Origin of the sequence: Vibrio sp. 10N.239.311.G01 (assembly GCF_041465805.1) — a bacterium.
Lineage (GTDB): Bacteria > Pseudomonadota > Gammaproteobacteria > Enterobacterales > Vibrionaceae > Vibrio > Vibrio crassostreae_C.
The window spans coordinates 225,253-240,117 of the sequence record NZ_JBFSRM010000005.1; the positions used below are offsets into that span (position 1 = coordinate 225,253).

General features: G+C 44.4%; 14 protein-coding genes and 3 tRNA genes. 9 read left to right on the forward strand and 8 right to left on the reverse strand.

From position 1 onward, the window contains the following. Positions 1 to 95 precede the first annotated feature (95 nt). On the forward strand, positions 96 to 1,229 hold the full coding sequence (gene rluF / locus AB6D06_RS06265; RefSeq protein WP_017064161.1) for a 23S rRNA pseudouridine(2604) synthase RluF: 1,134 nt from the start codon (positions 96 to 98) through the stop codon (positions 1,227 to 1,229). A 103-nt stretch (positions 1,230 to 1,332) separates the two neighbouring features. Here rluF and ybaK read toward each other — a convergent pair whose 3' ends face one another. From ybaK to hemA, 8 genes are all read right to left on the reverse strand, one after another. Beyond that, positions 1,333 to 1,806, reverse strand: coding sequence for a Cys-tRNA(Pro) deacylase (gene ybaK / locus AB6D06_RS06270; RefSeq protein WP_050651812.1), 474 nt, complete (start codon positions 1,804 to 1,806; stop codon positions 1,333 to 1,335). Between the two features lie 118 nt (positions 1,807 to 1,924). Continuing rightward, entirely contained in the window at positions 1,925 to 3,586 is a 1,662-nt protein-coding gene (ushA, locus tag AB6D06_RS06275) for a bifunctional UDP-sugar hydrolase/5'-nucleotidase UshA (RefSeq protein ID WP_017064163.1), read from the reverse strand. A gap of 457 nt (positions 3,587 to 4,043) precedes the next feature. Then, entirely contained in the window at positions 4,044 to 4,898 is an 855-nt protein-coding gene (gene kdsA, locus AB6D06_RS06280) for a 3-deoxy-8-phosphooctulonate synthase (RefSeq protein WP_372110038.1), read from the reverse strand. A 22-nt stretch (positions 4,899 to 4,920) separates the two neighbouring features. Continuing rightward, the gene (locus tag AB6D06_RS06285; RefSeq protein ID WP_372110039.1) at positions 4,921 to 5,730 is read right to left on the reverse strand and encodes a SirB1 family protein; all 810 of its coding nucleotides are present in this window, start codon (positions 5,728 to 5,730) and stop codon (positions 4,921 to 4,923) included. A 6-nt stretch (positions 5,731 to 5,736) separates the two neighbouring features. After that, entirely contained in the window at positions 5,737 to 6,120 is a 384-nt protein-coding gene (locus tag AB6D06_RS06290; RefSeq protein ID WP_009848726.1) for a SirB2 family protein, read from the reverse strand. Positions 6,121 to 6,314: 194 nt separating this feature from the next. Further along, positions 6,315 to 7,175: a peptide chain release factor N(5)-glutamine methyltransferase gene (prmC, locus tag AB6D06_RS06295; protein ID WP_372110040.1), complete on the reverse strand. Its 861-nt coding sequence runs from the start codon at positions 7,173 to 7,175 to the stop codon at positions 6,315 to 6,317. Between the two features lie 5 nt (positions 7,176 to 7,180). After that, the gene (gene prfA, locus AB6D06_RS06300; protein ID WP_017062313.1) at positions 7,181 to 8,269 is read right to left on the reverse strand and encodes a peptide chain release factor 1; all 1,089 of its coding nucleotides are present in this window, start codon (positions 8,267 to 8,269) and stop codon (positions 7,181 to 7,183) included. A gap of 28 nt (positions 8,270 to 8,297) precedes the next feature. Then, positions 8,298 to 9,557, reverse strand: a complete 1,260-nt coding sequence (gene hemA / locus AB6D06_RS06305) for a glutamyl-tRNA reductase (RefSeq protein ID WP_372099495.1) — start codon at positions 9,555 to 9,557, stop codon at positions 8,298 to 8,300. A gap of 160 nt (positions 9,558 to 9,717) precedes the next feature. On the opposite strand from hemA, the gene lolB reads away from it, so the two are divergent. The 8 genes from lolB (at position 9,718) to AB6D06_RS06345 (ending at position 14,735) form a co-directional block, all read left to right on the forward strand. Then, complete coding sequence (lolB, locus tag AB6D06_RS06310; protein WP_372099497.1) at positions 9,718 to 10,365, forward strand: lipoprotein insertase outer membrane protein LolB; 648 nt, start codon at positions 9,718 to 9,720, stop codon at positions 10,363 to 10,365. After that, the gene (ispE, locus tag AB6D06_RS06315; protein WP_170962373.1) at positions 10,362 to 11,237 is read left to right on the forward strand and encodes a 4-(cytidine 5'-diphospho)-2-C-methyl-D-erythritol kinase; all 876 of its coding nucleotides are present in this window, start codon (positions 10,362 to 10,364) and stop codon (positions 11,235 to 11,237) included. The genes lolB and ispE overlap by 4 nt, the downstream gene beginning before the upstream one ends. A 27-nt stretch (positions 11,238 to 11,264) precedes the next feature. After that, positions 11,265 to 12,209, forward strand: coding sequence for a ribose-phosphate pyrophosphokinase (locus AB6D06_RS06320; RefSeq protein ID WP_004739814.1), 945 nt, complete (start codon positions 11,265 to 11,267; stop codon positions 12,207 to 12,209). A 223-nt stretch (positions 12,210 to 12,432) separates the two neighbouring features. After that, positions 12,433 to 13,023, forward strand: a complete 591-nt coding sequence (gene pth, locus AB6D06_RS06325) for an aminoacyl-tRNA hydrolase (protein WP_004739815.1) — start codon at positions 12,433 to 12,435, stop codon at positions 13,021 to 13,023. A 10-nt stretch (positions 13,024 to 13,033) separates the two neighbouring features. Continuing rightward, a complete protein-coding gene (ychF, locus tag AB6D06_RS06330) occupies positions 13,034 to 14,125 on the forward strand; it encodes a redox-regulated ATPase YchF (protein WP_372074751.1) in 1,092 nt (363 codons plus the stop codon). Between the two features lie 280 nt (positions 14,126 to 14,405). Continuing rightward, positions 14,406 to 14,482, forward strand: a tRNA-Met gene (locus AB6D06_RS06335). Positions 14,483 to 14,547: 65 nt separating this feature from the next. Beyond that, positions 14,548 to 14,632 (forward strand) — tRNA-Leu (locus AB6D06_RS06340). Positions 14,633 to 14,660: 28 nt separating this feature from the next. Next, positions 14,661 to 14,735 (forward strand) — tRNA-Gln (locus AB6D06_RS06345). The last annotated feature ends 130 nt before the right edge of the window (positions 14,736 to 14,865 follow it).

Sequence of the window (14,865 nt, forward strand, 5' to 3'; positions counted from 1 at the left end):
AATTACCTCAGTTAACGAATTTCAACTCAAAGCAACTATCCAAAGGTTGCTTTTTGTTTATCTACATTTCCGTTGTGAAACGCTAAGAGAATATCATGTCACAAGAATCCCAAGCTAAACGCCTTAATAAATACATCAGTGAAACTGGTTTTTGCTCACGCCGCGAAGCCGATAAACTGATTGATGCAGGCCGAGTTACTATTAACGGTAAGATCCCTGAAATGGGTACTAAAGTCTTGCCAGGTGATGATGTTGAGATCGACAATAAGCCTGTTCGCTCAAAAGAGAAGCCGATTTACATTGCTCTCAATAAACCAACAGGTATCACCTGTACGACTGAGCGTGATATTCCTGGCAACATCGTCGACTTTATTGGCCACCACAAGCGCATTTTCCCGATTGGTCGTCTAGATAAGCCTTCTGATGGCCTTATCTTCCTAACCAATGACGGCGACATCGTAAACAAGATCCTACGTGCAGGTAACAACCACGAGAAAGAATACGTGGTGCGTGTAGATAAGCCGATTACGACGGAATTCTTGAAGCAAATGGGCGCTGGCGTTCACATTCTCGATACAGTCACTTTGCCATGTAAAGTAGAGAAAGAGACTAAGTTCTCATTCCGAATTACGCTAACACAAGGCCTTAACCGCCAAATTCGCCGTATGTGTGAAGCGCTCGGTTATGAAGTATTTAAACTGCGTCGTGTTCGTATTATGAATATCTCACTAGACGGTATTCCTAACGGCAAATGGCGCTACCTGAGCGACGAAGAGATCACTGAAATTTTAGCGATGTGTGAAGGCTCAGTAAGTACGGAAGATGCGTCAAAAATGAACGCGAAAGGTCAACGCATTCGCAAAGCGACTGACGCGAAACTTTTTGATAGCCGTGAAGAGAACCAAGCTTCAACAGCGCGCCGTAATCAAAACGAGAACCGTACACGCACCTACCGCGGTAACAATGCGGATGAATTCCGTCATGCACCTAATTCAAAGCGTGGCCGCAATTCATCGAATGGTGAAAGCGGTGGTAATACCGAGAACTGGAAATCGAACTCTCGTTCAGAGCGTTCTAATTCAGATAGAAATCGTTCGGATCGCAATCGCACAGATCGCGATAATACCGATCGTAGAAGCGGTAAGCCGGCAAACCGCAGCCAAGATTCAAACAGACCGAACAAACCTGCACCAAAGCGTGTTGGTGGTACTTTAGGTCTGAAGAAGTAGTCTGAATCAGTAAGACGAGACACTCGATATAAAAACGCCCGCTAGATTAGTCTAGCGGGCGTTTTTGTTTGTCATTCGATAGTTTTATCATCATGACAACAATCTATAAACATAGATCAGCAAACTGGCCGCGAGTCAGCAGTGTTAAGTCTTTTGGGTCTAATTCAATCTCTAGCCCACGCTTACCTGCACTCACACATATCGTTTCAAAACCTGTCGCACTGGAATGAACGAAGGTAGGTAGTGCTTTCTTCTGACCAAGCGGACTAATTCCCCCCACGACATAACCCGTGGTTTTCTGAGCAATATCTGGATCAGCCATCTCTGCTTTTTTGCCTTTCGCCGCTTTTGCTGCCAGCTTTAGGTTTAGCTTCTGGTCGACAGGAATAACGGCGACTGCCAAATCTTTCGCCACACCATTCAAGCAGAACAACAGCGTTTTGAATACACGTTTGGGATCTTGACCAAGCGCTTCAACGGCTTCTAAACCATAGTTCGTATTATTGGCATCATGATGGTACTGATGCACGCTATGAGCGATTTTCTTTTTCTTGGCGAGATTGATTGCTGGGGTCATAACAAATCCAAACGATAGATAAACAAAAAGCGACGCCGAGGCGTCGCTTTAGTTAAATTTATCATGGTGCTAGAGTCAATCTAATTTAGCACCTATTGATACAATTGCTTGGATTCAATTACTTGTAAACCATTTGGCCTGAAGGCGCGTACTTGTTCACGTCAACCGGGCTGTTTGCTTCTAGGTACTCTTTCAGTACTTCAGCATCAACAAAACCAGTATTTACGTAACCTGGGTGATCAGACAGTTTAGGGTAACCGTCACCACCAGCAGCGTTAAAGCTTGGTACTGTGAAACGGTAAGTTTCGTCTAGACGAAGCTGTTTGCCACCGATGAATACATTCGATACTTCACCGTTCGCTACTGTCATAGAGATACCAGCAAACTGAGCGTAAGCACCAGAATCGATTGGTTTAGTCGCTACTACATTTAGGTAATCCAGAACTTCTTTACCCGTCATGTCTGTGTAAGTCAGGATGTTTGCAAAAGGCTGTACCTTCAGTACATCTTTGTAAGTAACATTACCGGCTTCAATTGAGTCACGAACGCCACCAGAGTTCATCACAGCGAAGTCTGCTTTTGCACGCTCCATGTGAGAAGTCGCAATCAAACGACCTAGGTTGGTCTGTTGGAAACGAACGACGTTACGATCGCCTTCAAGCTTGCCATTTGTCTCAGCGATTTGAACTTCTAGCTGTGCTTGACCTTGCTCTTGGAAAGGACGTAGGAATTCAAGTAGCTCTGGGTCTTGTGCGATTTCATCTTGAATAAGAACACGTTGCTTCTTACCGTCGATCTTAACTTTCTTCTTAAGGTTAACTGGAATCAGGTCGTAGCTCACCATCTCTAGCTCGCCATTACGGAATTCGTAATCAGCACGACCTACGTACTTGCCCCACTCGTGAGCTTGAACGATGTAAGTACCGTTCTGTACGTCAGGCTTACACTCATCACCCGGCTTGAAGTTTTTCTTCGCAACGTTAGGGCCTTCCATACATACAGGCTCTTGAGAGTGACCACCAACGATCATGTCTAGATCGCCTTCGTTTAGGTAACGAGCAAGTGCGACATCACCCGGAGCATTAACACCACGTTGGCCATTTTCGTAGTGACCCATATGAGTCACAGCAAAGATTAGATCCGGTTTTTCTGTTTCTTTAAGTTCAGCGATTAGCTTCTTCGCTTCTTCTTTAGGATCACGGAAGTCGATGCCTGCGATAAATTCAGGGTTACCAATCTTTTGGGTATCTTCAGTTGTTAAACCAATAACCGCAATCTTGATGCCTTGCTTTTCGAACATCTCGTAAGCTTGGAACTTACGTTCACCTGTCGCTTTATCGTAGATGTTTGCAGATAGCATTGGGAAGTTAGCCCAGTCGATCTGCTTTTGTAATACGTCTAAAGAGTTATCAAACTCGTGGTTACCCAATGCCATGGCATCGTAACCAATTTTGTTCATACCTTTAAAATCAGGTTCTGCGTCCTGAAGGTCTGACTCTGGAACACCCGTGTTGATGTCACCGCCAGATAGAAGCAACACGCTACCGCCTTCTGCTTCAACTTCTGAACGAAGTTGGTCAACTAGCGTTTTACGTGCAGACATGCCGTATTCGCCATATTTATTCTGCCAGAAACGACCATGGTTATCGTTTGTGTGAAGAATCGTTAGCTTGTAAGTTTCGTCTTGGTTCCAATCATGAGCTGATTGAGACGCACACCCAGCTAGAGTAGCTAGAATTGCAGCACTTAGTGCTGTCTTTAGAATAAGGCGTTGCTTCATTGTCATACCTTTGAACTTTTTAGGGGAATCCACTGCTTTTTTATCACTCAAACTCAACAAATGTCCGCTAAGGAAACATCGTTATAAGTTAGTAAAACATGAAGTAGTTTAAATTAAGACGGTAAACCTAACAGAGTGATTTCATATTTATGTAGGATAGATCACCTTAATCTCCTATCGAGAGTGTAACAAAGCGGCAAAGTTGCATTTGAGCAAATAAGTGATCACAGGCAAACGTTTTCATAATTTTTTAGATTATTTGTGATTGGCTCAATTCAACATCCCCGAAAGTGACCTTCGTTAAATTTATTCTATTTATCAAAGCTTTGGTTGATACGTTATAACATATCAACTGATAGGTTAACTGGTTTGAAAGTATCAACTTAACCGCAACTCGCTGACCGATAGGTACAAAAAAGCCGGCAGTTGCGCCGGCTGTTAATTATATGCAGTTCGATTATTTAATATCGATGTGCTCAAAGCCTTTGATAAGGTCATCAAGTGCTTTCATCTGCTTCAAGAACGGCTCTAGTTTGTCTAGAGGTAGCGCAGATGGGCCATCACAACGAGCTTGGTCTGGGTTTGGGTGAGCTTCAATGAACAGACCCGCAATACCCGTAGCAAGACCCGCTTTAGCAAGTTCAACCGTTTGCTCACGACGACCGCCAGATGCAGCACCTGATGGGTCACGCATTTGTAGAGAGTGCGTCACGTCGAAGATGATTGGGCTACCGTTTGAAGACTTCTTCATTACGCCAAAGCCAAGCATATCCACAACAAGGTTATCGTAACCCATGCAAGCGCCACGCTCACAAAGGATGATGTTGTCATTACCGCACTCAGCGAACTTATCAACGATGTTGCCAACTTGATTCGGGCTCATGAACTGAGGCTTCTTCACGTTGATTACTGCGCCAGTCTTAGCCATTGCTTCAACAAGATCAGTTTGACGAGCTAGGAATGCAGGTAGTTGGATTACATCAACCACATCCGCAACTGGCTGAGCTTGAGCTTCTGTGTGGATATCAGTAATGATCTTCACGCCGAAAGTATCTTTCAGCTCTTGGAAGATTTTGAGACCTTCTTCCATTCCTGGACCACGGTATGAATGAACTGAGCTGCGGTTCGCTTTATCAAAAGACGCCTTAAATACGTAAGGGATGTCCAGCTTCTCGGTTACTTTTACATAGTGCTCACAGATCTGCATAGCAAGATCACGAGATTCAAGAACGTTCATGCCTGCAAATAGCGTAAATGGCTTGTCGTTAGCAATTGGCATATCGCCAATGTGAACTGTTTTTTGTTCCATCATATTCTCTCTAAATAATTATTAATTAGTGAACGACCACTGTCTTTGCGTTCATGACGTTCACTTGAGATTTCAGTAACTCAGATGCCGGGTCATCTGGGCATTGGTCGATAAAGTATTGATAATCGGTTGCGGCTACTTGGTGACAGTCTAGCTGCTGATAGATAAAACCGCGGTCACGGATTTCATACGGATCATCCGGCACAAACGTTAACGCAAGATCGGTACACTTCAATGCAAGTGTATAACGCTCTTCTCGCAGCAGTGCACTCTTGAGCAGGGCTAACCACTTACCAATAATCGTTGGGTGGTCGGCGACTTCTAGGTGCTCAGGTTTCACCTTAGCTAATGGGCCATCATGGCCAATTAACCATGCTCGCAGCGTTTGTTCGCCAACATACTCACCGTTATAAGGGTTAATATAGGCTGCAGCTTGCCCGTACCAACTTACTTTAAGTAAGAATTGAGTCGGGAAAGAGACGCCCTCTACAGGAAAGCCTAGCTTGCGACCTAGAAAAAGAAAGATCGCCCCCAGACTCACTGGAATGCCTTTCTTTCTCTCAAGCACTTTATCGATGAACGCGTTTTCCGAAGAGAAATACGCATCTTTATCGCCAGCAAAACCCCATTCATAAAAGAATAGTCGAATAAAAGATTCAAACTTCTGCTGTTCATCGGTTTCATTAACCAAAGCAAACTCGGCGTCTTTTAACAATCTCGCCAGCTCTTGCTCTGCCCAACTGTCTTGAGTTTCTGGGTTAATCGCTTTATTTAAGATCAATGCACCTTCAGCTAACTCTAGCTGGTCAAAGTCTTCATCAAAAAATTCGTACATAGATAGTTAACCGAAAAATGTTGGTGTCTTGGTCATTGCGATTTTGCCTGCCATCGCTAACCAGCCAAGCGCACCAAAGAAAGAGAATACTCTCAGTAGCTTGTTTTTACCTAGCTTAAGCGCAAAGAAACCTAATGCGATGTAAGCCATAACACAAGTTAGTTTTTCGGTTAACCATGGTGCTGCTGGTGTAAATGGAATAAAGCCAGTGATGAAAATCAAACCAATACCCGATAGCAATAGCAACGAGTCATTGATATGAGGGAAACGCTGCAAGAAAGGATGCTTAAGCTTAGGTGAGTTAGCCATCATAAGAGCGAAACGAATCGAGAGAAGTAGCGCACTTATAGCAATCGTTAATAGGTGAAAATGTTTTAGACCTTCGTACATGGTATTCCTTTATATTTTTATATGTGCTTTCGTTAACACGAGCCTCACAATACCCGTTAATGCTCTGTAGTTCTGCATAAAATCTCTGTATTTCTGCGTTAAATGCATTATCGGGTTAAATGTATTGTCGAGTTAAAGGTATCAATTTAGCAAGTTCATCATCCATTGCTCACAAGACGATTAACAATCACTAACTATGAACAGTAACGACCCAATGTCACTCGGTCATTACCACCGTAATCTTTCTCTGTGACAACATCGAGATAACCGAGCGCCTGCATAATCTCACGAACTGCCAAACCTTGGTCATAGCCGTGTTCAAATGCTAACCAACCTTCATTTTCCAAAAAGCCACGTGCGTTTTCAGAAATGTATCGAATATCTGCAAGCCCTTTCTCTTCAGCAACCAGTGCTGTGATCGGCTCAAAACGCACATCGCCTTGAGACAAATGAGGATCATTCTTCTCAATGTATGGCGGGTTAGAAACAATCAGAGAGAATTTCACAACGCCTTCAGAGATCAAAGGCTCAAACCAACTACCATGCAAAAAAGTCGCATTGGTGATGTTGAGACGCTGTGCATTCTCTGTCGCAAGCTGCTGCGCTTCAGGGCGAAGATCAATACCCGTCACCTGTCGATTCGGCATCTCAGACGCCAATGCTAACGCGATAGCACCTGTACCTGTCCCTAAATCGAGAATCGCGCCTTGCTTGCCAAAGGTTTTATCCAACGCTACTTCAACCAAACGCTCGGTATCTGGGCGTGGGATTAATGTAGAAGGGGAAACTTTTAACGGCAGTGACCAAAACTCACGCTCACCGATAATGTAAGCCACAGGCTCACCGGTTAAGCGACGTTTTAGAAGGGCATTGAATTCAGACTCTTGCTCAGAGGTGAGATGCTTCTCAGGCCAAGTCAGTAGGTAAGATCTTGGTTTATCTAAGGCGTGACAAAGCAGTACCGCGGCATCAATAGAGGGTGATGTGTTATCACCCTCTTGAAGCTTTACGATTGCTGCTTTTAAAGCACTTTCAACCGTATATGCTGACTGCATACTGGTTAGTTGTTCTCTGCAAGTGCAGCAAGCTGATCGGCTTGGTGCTCTTGAAGTACAGGATCAAGCAAGCTTTGCATGTCACCTTCAAGTACTTCGTTAAGACGGTAAATTGTAAGGTTGATACGGTGATCCGAAACACGGCCTTGTGGGTAGTTGTACGTACGAATACGGTCACTACGGTCACCCGAACCTAGTAGGTTACGACGTGTATCAGAAACCGCTGCCGCGCGGCGCTCTTCTTCTGCTTGAACAATACGAGCAGCAAGAACAGCCATCGCTTTCGCTTTGTTTTTATGCTGAGAACGCTCGTCCTGACACTCTACTACTGTACCCGTTGGTAAGTGAGTAATACGGATTGCTGAATCCGTGGTGTTAACGTGCTGACCACCCGCGCCTGATGCACGGAAAGTATCAATTTTAAGGTCGCCCGCTTTGATTTCTGGAAGATCCGCTTCTGGGATCTCAGGCATAACCGCAACCGTACATGCTGACGTGTGAACACGGCCTTGAGATTCGGTTTCAGGTACACGTTGTACACGGTGACCGCCTGACTCAAACTTCATGGTGCCGTAAACAGCGTCGCCACTAACCTTAGCGATCATCTCTTTGTAGCCGCCTTGCTCAGAAGCATTGCTGCTCATGATTTCAACACGCCAACCTTTCTTCTCAGCAAACTTAGAGTACATACGGAACAGGTTGCCCGCGAAGATACCTGCTTCATCACCACCCGCACCTGCGCGGATTTCTAGGAAACAGTTACGCTCATCGTTTGGATCTTTTGGAATAAGAAGAATCTGTAGCTCATCAGTCAGACGCTCAATTGCTGCTTTCGCATCTTTGATTTCATCTTGAGCCATTTCACGCATTTCTGCGTCGTCTTCGTTTGCCATCTCTTCAGCAGCTTCTAGATCTTCTTTCGCTTGCTGGTATGACTGGAAGCAAGCTGTCACTTCTTCAAGTTGAGAGTATTCTTTCGAAAGTGCACGGAATTTGTCTTGATTCCCGATTACATCTGGATCACCAAGTAGATGTTGAACTTCTTCATAGCGTTCAACAAGTGTTTCAAGCTTTACTAGAATCGAGGCTTTCATAATGTCTTATCTTGTTGGAGGTCTAATATTATTGAGGGTTTTCTAAGCCCAAACTCTGTCTAATGACCATTAATTTTGCAGGTTCTCCTTGCTCAGCTGCACTTTGAAGTGCGCGCGTTGGAGCATGGATCAATTTGTTTGTGAGCTTATTGCTGAGCTCGAGTAAAACTTTTTCAGGGTCACCGCCAGCGGCAAGCGATTGTAAACTTTTACTTAATAATTCTTCGCGGATTTCGTTAGCCGATTTACGGTAATCTCGAATACTGTCTACCGCTTGTAAAGAGCGCATCCAACTCATGAACGCGGCACTTTCTTCACTGACGATCGCTTCAGCTTGAATCGCTTCAACTTTACGTTGTTCGATATTGCCATCAACAATCGACTGCAAATCATCAACCGAATAAAGGTAGGCATCATTTAGATCACCAACCTGCGATTCCACATCACGTGGAACGGCAATATCAACCAATAACATCGGCTGATGCTTTCTTGTTTTTAGAGCAGTCTCAACCATACCCTTACCGATAATAGGCAATGGACTTGCGGTTGAGCTAATTACGATGTCCGCTCGATGAAGATGATCAGGGATCTCATTCAAGCTGATCACTTCAGCACCAAATTCTTCTGCTAGCCCTAGAGCACGTTCTCGAGTTCGGTTCGCCACAATCATTTTTGCACAGCCATTCGCCGAAAGGTGCTTAGCCACCAGCTCAATGGTTTCACCCGCACCAACCAGTAACACGGTTGAATCTGCGATGGATTCAAAAATATGCTTGGCTAAGGTACAGGCTGCGTAAGCTACAGAAACCGCGCTTCCGCCGATTTCAGTTTCAGTTCGAACACGCTTCGCAACAGAAAATGATTTCTGGAATAGTTTTTCCATTGAAGCATCAACGGATTTGTTCTCTCGCGAGTCCGTATACGCTTGCTTCACCTGACCTAAGATCTGCGGTTCACCCAAGACTAAAGAGTCCAAACCACAAGCAACGCGCATTAAGTGTTTAATCGCCGCCTGCTCTTCATGGATATAAAGGCTTGGCTTTAGCTCTTCTGGGCTAACTTGATGGAAAACCGACAACCAATCGATGAGTTTGTTTTTAGCCACGCCTTTAACGTCGCAATACACTTCAGTTCGATTACAGGTAGAAAGTATGACACTTCCATTCACGTGTGCATTTGCGTTAAGTTGCTTGAGTGCCTCAGATAATTTATCTGGACCAAAAGCGACTTTTTCTCGCAATTCAACCGACGCTGTATTGTGATTGATACCTACGGCAAGCAAAGACATGTATCAGAAGTTCTCGATCAGGGAATGGAAACAAGGGGCGAATTTTACTTGATGCATGGCTCTATTTAAAGAGCAAGCGGGATTTGTTTTCCTGAGTTCGTGAATTCAATGCTATAGTTGAAGCGTTTTTTAGATAAATTTGAACAAGTTGTGAGCAAACATGAGCAAGCTTCTCAAAATCGCGTCTCTTATTTTTATGGCCATAACTATGGTGGGTTGCTCGTCTATCCCAGAACAACCAACCAGCGTTGAATGGCAAAGTCATCAAGATCGGCTTTTACAGATAGACAACTATCAAGCCTCAGGCAAGCTCGCTTACATTTCCCCAGAGCAACGTCAAAGCCTAAATTTCATTTGGAAACATTCACCAAATCAAAGTCAATTAAGGCTCACTACTTTTCTCGGTCAAACTGCACTGAACCTAACCATAGATCCATCGGGTGCAAAAGTCGTGACCTATGGCGATCAAGTATTTACTCATGCGAGCGCTTCAGTCTTGGTTGAGCAGCTGACAGGTTTACAGATCCCTATTGATCACCTGCCACAATGGTTCCTTGGCATTCCAGACCAAGCTGACAGCTACCAGTTAAATACAACTAACACGCTTGAGTCTCTAACCAAACAAGTCAGCAGCCAGCTATGGACACTGAACTTCGCTAATTATCGAAATACTGAGATGCAGAGTAAACACCTCTCAGATGAAGACAACACTAATGTAGAAAGCATCCCCCTCCCTACTCGATTGTCATTCAAGCAAGACAATAACAAAATCAACATTGTAGTTTCGAAGTGGACACTGAAAAGATGATAACAACGCCAACCCATTGGCCTTCTCCGGCTAAACTGAATTTATTTCTCTATATCACTGGTCGACGTGACAATGGCTATCACGAACTTCAAACTTTATTTCAGTTTGTCGATTTTGGTGATGAACTGACGGTTACCGCAAACTCAGAAACTAGCTCGATAACAATCACACCAGAAATCCCTGGGGTAGCACTTGAAGACAACCTGATCTGGAAAGCCGCTACTGCGCTACAGCAATATACCTCAACCTGTTTCGGTGCCGATATTGAACTCAAGAAAGTACTGCCTATGGGTGGCGGTATTGGCGGAGGCTCTTCAAATGCAGCAACCGTGTTGGTCGCTCTGAATTATTTATGGCAACTCAACCTGTCAGACGATCAACTCGCCGAGATCGGTTTGAAGCTTGGTGCTGACGTTCCTGTCTTCGTTCGAGGCCACGCCGCCTTTGCTGAAGGGGTTGGAGAACAATTGTCACCAGCTAATCCGGATGAAAAATGGTATCTAGTCGCCAAACCTCAAGTGAGCATAGCAACTGCAGACATATTCAAACATTCAGAATTAACTCGAAATACGCCAAAGCGAGCGCTAGCAACGCTTCTAGAGCAAGAATACGTAAACGATTGCGAAAAAATTGTGCGAATGCTGTACCCAGAGGTTGATAAGCAACTTTCATGGCTGCTACAATACGCGCCGTCGAGATTGACTGGTACAGGTTCGTGCGTTTTTGCTGAATTTAACAGCAAAAAAGAAGCCGAATTGGTGCGAGAACAACTGCCTGACACAGTTTCCGCTTTCGTAGCGAAAGGAAGAAACATTTCTCCTTTAAAAGAAACTCTGGCTGAATACCAATCAGCCCACCCACAATCTATTTAAAACTGGACGCAACCCGAGGTTTCCACCGTGCCTGATATGAAGCTATTTGCTGGTAACGCAACACCTGAACTAGCCCAACGTATTGCTGATCGTCTATACATCTCTCTTGGCGATGCTACTGTAGACCGTTTTTCTGATGGCGAAGTCGCTGTTCAAATCAATGAAAACGTTCGTGGTAGCGATGTATTCCTGATTCAATCAACTTGTGCACCAACCAATGACAACCTTATGGAATTGGTGGTAATGATTGACGCAATGCGCCGTGCTTCTGCTGGCCGTATTACTGCTGTAATCCCTTACTTCGGTTATGCCCGTCAAGATCGTCGTGTACGTTCTGCTCGTGTGCCAATTACTGCAAAAGTTGTTGCAGACTTCCTTTCTAACGTTGGCGTTGACCGCGTTCTTACTATCGACCTACACGCAGAGCAAATCCAAGGCTTCTTCGATGTACCTGTTGATAACATCTTCGGCACTCCAGTTCTTCTAGAAGACATGGCTAACCGTGGCCTAGAAAACCCAGTAGTGGTTTCTCCAGACCTTGGTGGTGTTGTACGTGCTCGTGCAACGGCTAAAGCGCTAGGTGATGTTGACATCGCTATCGTTGATAAGCGTCGTCCACGTGCTAACGTTTCTGAAGTAATGAACCTAATCGGTGATGTTGAAGGTCGTGACTGTGTTATCGTTGATGACATGATCGATACGGGTGGCACACTATGTAAAGCAGCTGAAGCGCTTAAAGAGCGCGGTGCTAAGCGTGTATTCGCTTACGCAACTCACGCTGTTTTCTCTGGTACTGCTGCGAACAACATCAAGAACTCTGTTCTAGACCAAGTTATCGTAACGGATTCTATCTCTCTATCTCCAGAGATGGCTGCGACGGGTAAAGTGACAACACTTAGCCTTTCTCGCATGCTTGCTGAAGCGATTCGTCGTATCAGCAACGAAGAATCAATCTCAGCGATGTTCAACTAATCAAAGCCCAATAGCTTTTTTTACAAAAGCTTGGTTTTAGAAACACGCGAGAGAAAGATATTAAGCACTTCAGTCAATGAAGTGCTTTTTTTATGTCTGAGTAATATTGCACTGCTAGTTATCACAAACAGGAATAATCGCGCAGCTATCAGCTAGCTCGCACCTTTTTCATAAACTGTGATATCATACGGCGCTTTTTGAAATCCCAAGAGAGATCCATACCTTGAGCCAACAAATAAAACTTCTCGTTGGACTGGCTAATCCAGGTCCAGAATACGCCAAAACTCGCCACAACGCGGGCGCTTGGGTAGTTGAAGAATTAGCGCGTGTACATAACGTGACACTAAAGAACGAACCAAAGTTCTTTGGCCTAACGGGTCGTATCATGGTTCACGGTGAAGATCTTCGTTTGCTGATCCCAACGACTTTTATGAACTTGTCAGGCAAAGCAGTTGCAGCCTTAGCAAAGTTCTACCAAATTAAACCAGAAGAGATCATGGTCGCTCACGATGAGTTAGATCTGCCTCCTGGTATTGGAAAGTTTAAAAAAGGTGGTGGTCATGGCGGACATAATGGTCTGAAAGACATCATCAGCAAGCAGGGTAACAATAAAGAATTCTATCGTCTTAGATTAGGCATCGGCCATCCAGGACACAAAGATAAAGTTGCAGGTTATGTATTAGGCAAAGCTCCTCAAAAAGAGCAAGAGTGTATCGAGGCCGTCGTTGACGAATCGGTTCGCAGCCTAGACATCTTATTAAAAGATGGCCTACCAAAAGCACAAAATCGCTTACATACGTTCAAAGCAGAATAAGGTTTATATCATGGGTTTTAAATGTGGCATCGTTGGTCTACCAAACGTTGGTAAGTCAACTCTGTTTAACGCACTGACTAAAGCAGGCATCGAAGCAGCAAACTTTCCATTTTGTACGATCGAACCAAACACAGGTATCGTTCCGGTTCCAGATCTACGCTTAGATGCATTAGCAAGAATTGTTAATCCACAGAAGATCCTTCCAACGACAATGGAATTCGTAGATATCGCGGGCCTAGTTGCTGGCGCATCTAAAGGTGAAGGTCTTGGTAACAAATTCCTAGCTAACATCCGTGAAACTGACGCTATCGGTCACGTTGTACGCTGCTTTGAAAATGAAAACATTGTTCACGTTGCTGGCAAAGTATCTCCAATTGAAGATATCGAAGTGATCAACCTAGAACTTGCACTGGCTGACTTAGACAGCTGTGAGCGTGCAATTCAACGTAACGCAAAGAAAGCGAAAGGCGGCGACAAAGACGCTAAATTCGAAATCACTGTACTAGAAAAGCTACTTCCAGTTCTAACTGAAGGTGGTATGGCACGTACTGTTGAACTTGGCAAAGAAGAAGCGGCAGCAATCGGCTACCTAAACTTCCTAACGCTTAAGCCAACAATGTACATCGCAAACGTTGCAGAAGATGGTTTTGAAAATAACCCATACCTAGACGCTGTTCGTGAATACGCAGAAAACGAAAACAACGTTGTTGTTGCTGTTTGTGCAGCAATCGAATCAGAGCTTTCTGAGCTTGATGACGAAGATCGCGAAGAGTTCCTTGCGGATATGGGTATCGAAGAACCAGGTCTTAACCGAGTGATCCGCTCTGGTTACGAACTACTGACTCTTCAGACTTACTTCACAGCTGGTGTTAAAGAAGTTCGTGCTTGGACAATCCCTGTAGGTGCAACTGCGCCACAAGCAGCGGGTAAGATCCACACAGACTTCGAGAAAGGTTTCATCCGTGCTGAAGTTGTTGGATTCGATCACTTCATCGAATTTAACGGTGAGAGCGGTGCGAAAGACGCAGGTAAATGGCGCCTTGAAGGTAAAGAATACATCGTTAAAGATGGTGACGTTGTTCACTTCCGCTTCAATGTATAATTCTGATTAAACATCTAGAAAAAAGGCCAGTGAATTCACTGGCCTTTTTGTTTTTCCCCTTTCTAAATTGTCCCTCACCAGAAAGTTAACTTCCTATATATATCGCCTTTTAGACCTGTTTTTTGTCGACAAATACGCCTCTTTGCCTAAAAAGAAACCGAACAGATGTTTATTCGCGATTTATTCAAAAAAAAAGTTGACGGGTTTCACTCAACTCCGCATAATGCGCCCCGTTCACAGCGAAGCGGCAACGTTTCGAAATGAGCAACAATATGGAAATGGCTACTTAGCTCAGTTGGTTAGAGCACATCACTCATAATGATGGGGTCGCAGGTTCAAATCCCGCAGTAGCCACCATTTCCTAAGCACTCTATTTGATATTAAAGTTTGTCTTTAGTAACAAAGAGTTTTTAGGAAATAACGCGGTCGTGGCGGAATTGGTAGACGCACCAGATTTAGGTTCTGGCGCCGAGAGGTGTGAGAGTTCAAGTCTCTCCGACCGCACCATATTGAGATATCTTTAAGATATCATTGTTGGGCTATCGCCAAGCGGTAAGGCACCGGCTTTTGATGCCGGCATTCCCTGGTTCGAATCCAGGTAGCCCAGCCACAATTTAAAGTGTAATTATCTTTAAAAAGATAATGGCATTGAAAGCAAGATTATATTATATTGTCTCGCTCTCAGATGGCTACTTAGCTCAGTTGGTTAGAGCACATCACTCATAATGATGGGGTCGCAG

Excerpts from the sequence above, each read along its gene's own strand:
- prmC (WP_372110040.1), bottom strand. The coding sequence starts at position 7,175 with ATGCAGTCAGCATATACGGTTGAAAGTGCTTTAAAAGCAGCAATCGTA.
- ushA (WP_017064163.1), bottom strand. The coding sequence starts at position 3,586 with ATGAAGCAACGCCTTATTCTAAAGACAGCACTAAGTGCTGCAATTCTA.
- AB6D06_RS06285 (WP_372110039.1), bottom strand. The coding sequence starts at position 5,730 with ATGTACGAATTTTTTGATGAAGACTTTGACCAGCTAGAGTTAGCTGAA.
- kdsA (WP_372110038.1), bottom strand. The coding sequence starts at position 4,898 with ATGATGGAACAAAAAACAGTTCACATTGGCGATATGCCAATTGCTAAC.
- ispE (WP_170962373.1), top strand. The coding sequence starts at position 10,362 with ATGATAACAACGCCAACCCATTGGCCTTCTCCGGCTAAACTGAATTTA.
- lolB (WP_372099497.1), top strand. The coding sequence starts at position 9,718 with ATGAGCAAGCTTCTCAAAATCGCGTCTCTTATTTTTATGGCCATAACT.
- prfA (WP_017062313.1), bottom strand. The coding sequence starts at position 8,269 with ATGAAAGCCTCGATTCTAGTAAAGCTTGAAACACTTGTTGAACGCTAT.
- AB6D06_RS06290 (WP_009848726.1), bottom strand. The coding sequence starts at position 6,120 with ATGTACGAAGGTCTAAAACATTTTCACCTATTAACGATTGCTATAAGT.
- rluF (WP_017064161.1), top strand. The coding sequence starts at position 96 with ATGTCACAAGAATCCCAAGCTAAACGCCTTAATAAATACATCAGTGAA.
- hemA (WP_372099495.1), bottom strand. The coding sequence starts at position 9,557 with ATGTCTTTGCTTGCCGTAGGTATCAATCACAATACAGCGTCGGTTGAA.
- ybaK (WP_050651812.1), bottom strand. The coding sequence starts at position 1,806 with ATGACCCCAGCAATCAATCTCGCCAAGAAAAAGAAAATCGCTCATAGC.
- ychF (WP_372074751.1), top strand. The coding sequence starts at position 13,034 with ATGGGTTTTAAATGTGGCATCGTTGGTCTACCAAACGTTGGTAAGTCA.